The organism is Clostridium gallinarum (genome assembly GCF_014836325.1).
GTDB lineage: Bacteria > Bacillota > Clostridia > Clostridiales > Clostridiaceae > Clostridium > Clostridium gallinarum.
In genome coordinates, this window is record NZ_JACSQZ010000086.1 from 1 (window position 1) to 8,963 (window position 8,963).

General features: G+C 26.1%; 8 protein-coding genes. 2 read left to right on the top strand and 6 right to left on the bottom strand.

Annotation, left to right across the window (positions count from 1 at the left end):
• Positions 1–17 precede the first annotated feature (17 nt).
• Positions 18–506, bottom strand: coding sequence for a hypothetical protein (locus H9660_RS15095; protein WP_191751209.1), 489 nt, complete (start codon positions 504–506; stop codon positions 18–20).
• A gap of 680 nt (positions 507–1,186) precedes the next feature.
• Positions 1,187–2,407: a helix-turn-helix domain-containing protein gene (locus H9660_RS15100; RefSeq protein ID WP_191751210.1), complete on the bottom strand. Its 1,221-nt coding sequence runs from the start codon at positions 2,405–2,407 to the stop codon at positions 1,187–1,189.
• Between the two features lie 161 nt (positions 2,408–2,568).
• Here H9660_RS15100 and H9660_RS15105 point away from each other — a divergent pair, with 161 nt between their 5' ends.
• A complete protein-coding gene (locus H9660_RS15105) occupies positions 2,569–2,763 on the top strand; it encodes a BhlA/UviB family holin-like peptide (RefSeq protein ID WP_191751211.1) in 195 nt (64 codons plus the stop codon).
• A 19-nt stretch (positions 2,764–2,782) separates the two neighbouring features.
• On the opposite strand, the gene H9660_RS15110 is transcribed toward H9660_RS15105, so the two are convergent.
• Positions 2,783–3,307 (bottom strand): sigma-70 family RNA polymerase sigma factor, encoded by a 525-nt coding sequence (locus H9660_RS15110; RefSeq protein ID WP_191751212.1) that lies wholly within the window; start codon positions 3,305–3,307, stop codon positions 2,783–2,785.
• Between the two features lie 168 nt (positions 3,308–3,475).
• On the opposite strand from H9660_RS15110, the gene H9660_RS15115 reads away from it, so the two are divergent.
• Complete coding sequence (locus H9660_RS15115; protein ID WP_191751213.1) at positions 3,476–5,206, top strand: N-acetylmuramoyl-L-alanine amidase family protein; 1,731 nt, start codon at positions 3,476–3,478, stop codon at positions 5,204–5,206.
• Between the two features lie 61 nt (positions 5,207–5,267).
• Here H9660_RS15115 and H9660_RS15120 read toward each other — a convergent pair whose 3' ends face one another.
• From H9660_RS15120 to H9660_RS15130, 3 genes are all read right to left on the bottom strand, one after another.
• Positions 5,268–5,714 carry a hypothetical protein gene (locus H9660_RS15120; protein ID WP_191751214.1) on the bottom strand — a complete coding sequence of 149 codons (447 nt, stop codon included), beginning with the start codon at positions 5,712–5,714 and terminating at the stop codon, positions 5,268–5,270.
• A 453-nt stretch (positions 5,715–6,167) separates the two neighbouring features.
• A complete protein-coding gene (locus H9660_RS15125; protein ID WP_191751215.1) occupies positions 6,168–7,280 on the bottom strand; it encodes a hypothetical protein in 1,113 nt (370 codons plus the stop codon).
• Entirely contained in the window at positions 7,273–7,833 is a 561-nt protein-coding gene (locus tag H9660_RS15130; protein WP_191751216.1) for a hypothetical protein, read from the bottom strand. The genes H9660_RS15125 and H9660_RS15130 overlap by 8 nt, the downstream gene beginning before the upstream one ends.
• Positions 7,834–8,963: the final 1,130 nt, after the last annotated feature.

The window sequence follows — 8,963 nt, forward strand, 5'->3', positions numbered from 1 at the left end:
ATCTTTTATAATTCTGATTAATTAGAGAATATCTTAAAGAAACTTTTCTTATCATTTTTTCGTTGCTCCATCTTTTCTCTTAGATCCTGAAGTTTATTATCTACTTCTTCAAAATGTTCTGCTAAATATAGCTGCTGCTCTGACTTTTTTTGTTCTTCCTTTAAAAGCACCTGACTATTTTCTATTAATTTATGTAATTCAGCTATTTGTTTATCTTTTTCTTTAAGCTGATCTAATAAATTTTCAATTAACTCTTGATTCAAGTTAAATAATCCTTCTCTATCTATTGAAATCTCTTCATTTACATCACTGTCAATTTCTTCATTTTCAACTATATTTTTAACTTTTAAACTTTCTTTAATCAAATTGAATAAACTATCATCAACCATTGATTTTCCTTGTTTCTTAACTATTTTACACTTATACTGTTTCAATTTAAGTTTATTATAAATTGTAGTTTTACTTACTCCTAGTTCAATAGCTGTTTCCTCAACTGTTCTTAACATACCAAAACCCCTCATTTCTAAAAGATTAAACTACTTTAAACTATTCGTTAAATCTCTTTAAAATCCTTTATACAAATAAGATAAGCTTAATCATATTTCATTTAAGGAGTTGCTGATCTGAATTAAATTATATTATAAAACTTTATTATTATTTTAAATAGGATTTTAGATAGCCTTGTTGACTTATGATAAAGAAGATAAAACCTGGTTAATTTAAAGAACTTGAAAAAACTTAAAGAAAACTAGATTTGATAATTTTAAAGGTAGAAAATATGATTATTATGAGTTAGAAATAAAACTTTTAGAAAAGTATCAATATAGTTTTATGTTAAATTTGTGGATCACCCCCTAAATATTTTAAAATCACCCCCTCTATATTTTAAAATCACCCCCTCTATATTTTAGAATCACCCATTTTTATTAGATATATTTACATTTAATTTAACCATTCATCAAGGAGCATAAAAATAGCCTTATCTTTATCTAAATTTAAGCTGCTGCATTTCTCTCTTTAGGGAAGCTACTCATAAAATAACTTAGGAATTCCTTTTTAATATTAGTACAGTTGCTCCCCTCCCAAATAAACAGGACAGGTACTACGTACCCTATAATACAAGCCGAGAAAATTTGGCACCTCTTGATTAAATTAAATAAATCTCTTATAATACAAAAGAACAAGGTTAAATTAAACCTTGCTCTTTTAAATATTTTCTATCACGAATATAAGTACGTTTAGATATATTAAGTTGCAAACATATATCTTTTTGTTCAAGACCTTCTGCCAAAAGGTCTTTTATTTTTGCCCTTCTTTGTGATAGCTTTTCTTTTTCACTTATTTTCCCCTCTAATTTTAATTTCCTTTGATATTTATTTTTCTGATAAACTCTATCTCTCCTTTTATATTCATTTTTAGAAATTATAGTGGTCATATACTTCTCTTCATCTTCAGTAATTTCTAATAGATCTATAAGAGTTTCATTTTTATATTTATAATCTTTATTTTTATCTAAATAACACTTTTCTGCACTTCTAGTTGCCCTTATAACTTCATTGTCTTTTAATGGTGATATAAACATACTATTAAGTTCTAACACATCTTCTAAAGCCTTTTGAACATCTTCTGTAAAACTACACAAATAATACCTGTATAAAAATAATATTATTTCTCTTTGACCTCTTAAATCATATTTTCGAAGTTCACATAATTTTGTTATGTCTTGTATTCTTGCATAATATAAACTTCTTTCTCTATAGACATAATTTATTTTCTTCGGTCGACCTTTTTTCTTTTCTTTTGGTTTTAATTCAGGAAGATACTCTTTTTGTATTTCTCTTAAATCATAAATATACTCATACTCATCTATTATGCTTACTACTGTTTTTGATTTTGAATTAATACTTCCTGGTACTCTTAATATTCTTGTTGCATCTAAAGCTTGTCTATCTGCTCCAAATTCTTTTAATTTATTATATAAATATTCTTCTATAGCCTTCCATAATGGTATTGCTTTACTTGGTACTTTATTTATTAACCATATTAATGCTAATCCCCTACCACTATCTATAATATAGTTTGTTGATGGAATTATTTTATTAAAATAGTCTGCTTCTAAATTCATTATTATTTGTTCTTTAGTGAATTTAGTTTTATAATAATCCAAATCTATAAATAAAGCATTTAACTCTTTTATACACTCAAGCCTTCTATAAGGCTTAAAAAATGTATTTAATGTTATATATATATTTTCTCCTTTTAAGTCTGTTTCTTTAAGTTCAGCATACTTATAATGCCATTGACTATATCCATTTTCATCTATACAACTTCTTGTGATCCATCCTTTACTATTTCCATGAACCTTATCTATATATTCTACTTTTTCTACTTTTAACGCTTGTCCCACTACTTCACCTCCTTTATTCGACTATTTTATTTTACTTTATATTATGCCGTTATACAACATTTCCAATAATTGATATATTCTTTTCAGTTTAATTTTAATAAATTTAATAGTTTACTATATTATAAATAAAACTCTTTATATATATTGAAAGGAGGGATTTTATGAATAGTGAACTATTTAATTTTTTAACTACTCAAGGAGTTTTTGCTTTATTATTTGGCTATCTTCTACTTTATGTTTTAAAACAAAATCAAATAAGAGAAGAAAATTATCAAAAGATAATACAACAACTTAGCAATACCCTTCCTGAAATTCAAAATGATCTTGAAGATATAAAAAAGCAGATATTTAAGTAATTAAATATCTGCTTTTTTACTATTTATATAAATATAATTCCTTTATTTTTTTTAATGCTCTATTTTTACTTTGATTTACTGCCTGTCTTGATATTTTCATATAATCAGCTACTTCACTTACAGATAAATAATATACATACAATAATTTCATTATGTAAGCTTCTTTTTTAGTTAAAACTTTAAACATATCTAAAATCTCAAACTCAGTTTTACAATCTTCATGACTTATTTCTATATCTAAACTTAATTCCATTTCATTAAGTCTTATCTTATCTCTTTTTTTTGATAGTTTTATATATTCATTTCTTATAGATTTAGCTATATACCCTATTATCTCTTTATTTTTTAATACCCTTTTATTCTCTATTGGAATATTAGTTAAAACTTTAATTAAATGTATGATTAAATCTTGCCTTGTATCTTCCTTATCTAATAATCTAGAATATTTACTTATTAAAGGGTTAAATATTTCTATAATTTCTAGCAAAGAATTATTATTACCTTCTCTATACTCAATTAATTTTTTAAACATATTATTTTCCATATATATCCCTCCCTATACAATTATAAGGGAACATACGTTCTTTTTTGTAAACATAATTTTTTTATAAATTTTTTAGTTTACAATTTTCTTTAAATTCACTTTATAATTAATGACTAGTCACTCAAGCCGGCAATAAAAAATATAAAATTTAAAAGGAGTGATTTATTTATGTCACAAATTGGAAAATTCTTAAACCTACATCCTCATATGCAAAGTTGGGCTATTTATAATGAAAATGGACCTTATACTACTAATTATAAAATTGGTGATCTTTCTCCGGCTCAATATGGTGGTTTATCCTATATGATATTAGACGAAAAGGGAGGAGACATTTATATAATTCAAACTGAATCCTTTGGTAGATGTGCTATTTGGGCTCCTATTGATAATGATAGTAATATTACTTATGAAAGAAGTTATTCTAATGGAGATAATAATGGATCTGGTGGTGGATCATTAATTCCCGGAACTGGTAAATATTTAAATTTACATCCCCATATGCAAAGTTGGGCTGTCTATAATGAAAATGGACCTTATACTACTGCTAATGCTATCGGATCACTTGCACCTGCTCAATTTGGTGGGTTATCTTATGAAATACTTGCTGAAAAAGGTGGAGATATCTATATAATTCAAACTGAAAAATTTGGTAGATGTGCTATTTGGGCTCCTATAGATAATGATAGTTCTATTACTTCTTCTCCTCAATACACTAATGGAAATTCTTCTGGTAATGGAGATACTGGTAATGGCGGTGGAGAAATTCCTGGCGGATTAAAAGTATTTATAGACCCTGGACATGGTGGATATGATCCAGGCGCAGTTGGAAATGGATTCCAAGAAAAAGCTATTGTTTTATCAATAGCTAAAAAATTAGGAATAATATTAAACTCATATGGTATATCAGTTAAATACTCAAGAGAAAATGATACTTTCATAGAGTTAGAAGATAGATCTCAAATGGCTAATAATTGGGGAGCAAACTTATTTGTTTCTATACATGCTAATTCAGCCTCTCCATCTGTTAGAGGAACTGAATGCTATACTAAACCATCTGCTGATTCAAAAACTAAACAATTATCAGCAAATGTTGCTAAATCTATATCTAGTAGATTTGGAATACCAAATAGAGGGCATAAAGAAGAAATTTGGAGAGTTCTTATGTTAAGTAATATGCCTTCCATACTAGTTGAAACTGCCTTTATAAGTAATTATAGTGATGCTATCTTATTAGCTAATAATGAATATTCTTTTGCTAATTCAATAGCTACACAAATACTAAATTATCTTGGAATCTCAGATGAAACTAGCCCAAAGGAACGTAAAATTGACAAAGGACTTTTTCATTTACTAACAAAATCCGCTTATAATTTACAAGCTAAAGTAAAACCATCTCATAAAGAAACCTTACTTTCATATAAGAATCTTGATTTAACTCTTTCAGCAGAATTAATTCAAGACGAACCTGCATTACCTCTTTCTTCTGAAAATGCAAAGAAGATTTCAAATATGTCAAACCCATCTGACATATTTGATGGAACTACTGGCGTACTTCTAGATATGCTTCCTGCATCTGTTACAGCTGAAGTTGAAAGTACAATAAAGTGGATTGAGAAATATGAATTTTCAGCCGGAAAAGTTAGTTTTAGTTTAGTAAATAAAACATTAACAATAACTGCAGTTGAGCTATCAACAATATTAAACTATCCTGCGAATGTTAGAGTAAAAGAAACCTTAGCAATTGAAGGTACTTTGGACTTTGATAAACTGGTAGGTGGTGGACTAGCTTTGGCTACCTTTATCTTAATCATTACACTTTTAGATCCTGTTCCTGGGGATGAACTTGTTGCTGCTATAAATTTTTTAATAGCTATATTTGATGAACTTATAGCAGCTTAAAATTAACGACTGCTGACTAAATATCAGCAGTCTAAAAATTTACATTAATCTTTAAATTACATTATTTCACTATAAAAATAAATATTAATATATTAATAACATTTAAAAAAATAAATATTTTCTTTTTTAAAACTCCATTTTTTACACATAAAAAGGAGCTAATAATAATTGGAATACTCATCAATATTATCTTAGGATCTACTAAAGAAAATCCAACATCAACTACATCTACGTTGCTAAATTCACTTAGTTTACTAATCAATCCCAAATATGATAAAAATGTCTGCATTAATGTTATAAAGTAATAAAATATAAATATTATAATATTTTTAAATATTATAATTCCAAAATTAATTTTGGGACTTTCTTGGCATATTAATTTCACGTTATAATTCATTATACTTACTATTAAAAGAGTAGCAACAATAATTATATTAGATATATTTATTAACGGAATACATGAAAATAACACTATTAATATCCAAATATACTTCTTATCTGAATTCACATCAACACCTCCTAAAATATATTATAACATACCAAAATATACACATTTTATATTTAGCACTAACTTTCATATTTAAACTACTACTTTTGCTAAAATAATATATTTCTATAAAATCATTTATTTCGCTAAAAAATCTTTTCACGAAAAAATAAAAAAATACGATTTTATGCCATTTGTAGGCTATCAAAATTTCAAAAAATCATGATTTTTAGTTTAATATAAATAAACTTATGCAAAAAAAGTACTATTTCGTAAGCTTAGTTGCGAAATAGTACTTTTATTTTAACCTTTATGTCTTTATAAAATTATTTGTTTATTATGTTTTTAAAGCAAGTTGCAATTATATAAAATAGTGCTACTATAGCTAATAAGCTTATTATTAACATTACTATATCTTTCATATTATATTTCTCCTTTCTTAATGTTATATACCATCTATACTGATTTTAAACTTTAATCTAATTCAATTACATTAATTTGATTCTTATATACAGTGTTGATCTTATCACTTCTGGTTTCAAAAAATCTATCGGTATTATACTCAACTACACTTATGTCATTTAATCCCCAGGGTAAATCTCTCCTGTCGCTTAAATAATATCCTATAAATCTCGCTTCAGCTAAATTAGGTCTAAGAGCATATTCAATACACCTCTCTCCTTCTTTCTTTAATCTATTGCATATCTCTTTAACCTTTAGTAAATTTTTTTTATTATCAATACTATCTGTCTGTATTATTAAATTATATTTAATACATTTTTCTATTGGGTTGAAATAAATTTTTCTTAATATATTGCTAATGTCTATTATTTCTCTCTTATACCATGAAATACTTCTTCCTATATCCTGTATTAAAAATGTAATTGTAACTGAATCATCTTTACTATCAACTTTTATTAAATATATATTCTTTAACATTAACTTACTTAAAACATCATAATACTTTACAAGTCTTACCTTACCATTACACTCAACAAACTCATTCTTTTTCTTAATTAAATTAATCTGTTCCTTAAAAAAATCTTTTTTTATTTCTTTTACAGCTGCCATCTTTTTATATAAAAATATATAACAAGCTCTTATATATTCTTCATAATCATTAAAATCATTTATAAGCCCTATTATTTCATTTTCAAAATCATTCATACTCTTTGTTGTAAGAGTTATTGGATTATTTAATAAATAATCCAATAACAAAAGATTACTTTTAACAGCTTTATCTGAAGGATTAGGAATGTATCCAACATTATTTCTTTTCTTTAAGTAGATCTGTGCTTTCTTAGTTAAAACAAAGTAAATATAATTACCTAATTCTTCTTTCCTTAAAAGATACAGCTCACACATCCTATTAAGATCTTTAAACACCTTAGTTCTACTATGTTTTCCCTTTAATATTGCTGCTATATGTTCAAATGTTGCAAAGTTCCCAAAAAATCTAATAGCTTTTAAATACCAGTCATACTTATTTTCAATTTCTATATAATCTAAAACACTTATATCTAACTTTTTATCATCAACTATTACCTTTAAATCTTCTTTATCATATTCTATAATAGCTTTACGCATTAATCATCACCATCCTATTACATCCAAGTGCACTAGCTGCATTATGCTTTTCCTGTATCTCTACTTCCCCATAATTTCTAGTTATAACTTCTATAGCAACTATTCCATCATTAGTTACAACTATTGCATCAACTCCTGTTACATGGTTTGTATTAGGTGCTAGCTTGTCCCACTTATGTATTATTTGATTTTCATTTATCCATCCTTGGCGCTGTTCATGTGTTATTTGGCAATAGGCCTGACTTAATTTAATATCATGATCTAGTTGATTTTTGTTTCCCCTATACAAATAGTCAATATCAGTTTGTCTTTTTATAAAATCCACACCAGCTTTCCCCAAAGTATAATAAGTCTGTAACCCTTTCTTCGTATTATTAGTATGTTCAATCAAGTAACTATTTTTCTTTAACAGCTCTATTCTCTTATCATTTAAATTAAAATACTCTTTAGCATTAGCCCTGGTTATTACTCCTGTATGAGCAATTGATTTCATAGTCTCTCCATCACTTTTGGTGACTCTTTTTATCTTTTCAGATTTTCTACCACGTGCCAATTAAGCACCTCCATCCTTGTATTAAAAAATTTAAGGCCCAACATTACTTTTTAATAAAAAAAAGTAATGTCATTGAAACATTTAGGTACAATTATTCCTAAACATTTTTACATTACTTTCCTACTTAAAACATAAAACTTTCTATAGAAAGTCTCATGTTTATATAAATTTTCATCCTACAAAAATTTTCTTACTGCTGGTAAAATAAATCCCAGTTACTTATATTTAAATTATAACATCTTATTGAATAGTTTATAAGCTATGTTCAAATTAATTATAATAGGATTAACCGTAGGTTAATCTGAAAAATAATTAGCTTTAGCTAATTGCTCCTTTAGGAGCTGCAACTGAAAGTTGCACAAGTCCCACAGGGCAAATTAGTCTTAAACCTAGAAAAAGTAAATAAATTGTGGCGAGCCACAATTTTTTACGGTTTTTCCTTTACGAAGTAAGGGAAAATTTTCTAGGTGTTTTCGAATGCCCTTTAGGCATAAGAAATAAGACTAATTTGCCCTGATACTATTTTCTGATATTAGACTCTCTGTAACTTCTGATAAAGCCAGTATTTCTCTATTATTTAATTGCTACCTTTTTTGAAAATCACTTTAACTTTTAAAATTCACATAAAAAGTAGCACATAAAAAATCTTATGTTTTTTTATGTAAATCTAGTGTAATATAATGCAAATTCAGTGTAGATTTACACTACTTATTTAAATTTACGATTCTTTTCTATTATGCTTCGTTATTTTTTTATATGAATTTATGGTTTTTCTATATAAATCTAGTGTAATTTAATGTAAATACAGTGTAGATTTACACCATTTATTTAAATTTATGATTTTATATGCATTTATATGATTTTGTATGATTTTATATGCTTTCTTATGATACTGCATGAATTTATATGATTCTATATGACTTTGTATAATTCTCTATTACTTTTTATTATTTTTAATTTTGCTTATTAACTAAATATCATAATACCACTCACCCACTACTACTTAACAAAAGATAGGGTAGTTTTAAGGTATATATACCTTAAAACTACCCTATCTTTTATAATTCTGATTAATTAGAGAATATCTTAAAGAAACTTTTCTTATCATTTTTTCGTTGCTCCATCTTTTC

What these genes read in the sequence shown, in the direction of transcription:
- H9660_RS15105 (WP_191751211.1), top strand. Translation starts at nt 2,569, where the DNA reads ATGAATAGTGAACTATTTAATTTTTTAACTACTCAAGGAGTTTTTGCT.
- H9660_RS15115 (WP_191751213.1), top strand. Translation starts at nt 3,476, where the DNA reads ATGTCACAAATTGGAAAATTCTTAAACCTACATCCTCATATGCAAAGT.
- H9660_RS15125 (WP_191751215.1), bottom strand. Translation starts at nt 7,280, where the DNA reads ATGCGTAAAGCTATTATAGAATATGATAAAGAAGATTTAAAGGTAATA.
- H9660_RS15110 (WP_191751212.1), bottom strand. Translation starts at nt 3,307, where the DNA reads ATGGAAAATAATATGTTTAAAAAATTAATTGAGTATAGAGAAGGTAAT.
- H9660_RS15095 (WP_191751209.1), bottom strand. Translation starts at nt 506, where the DNA reads ATGTTAAGAACAGTTGAGGAAACAGCTATTGAACTAGGAGTAAGTAAA.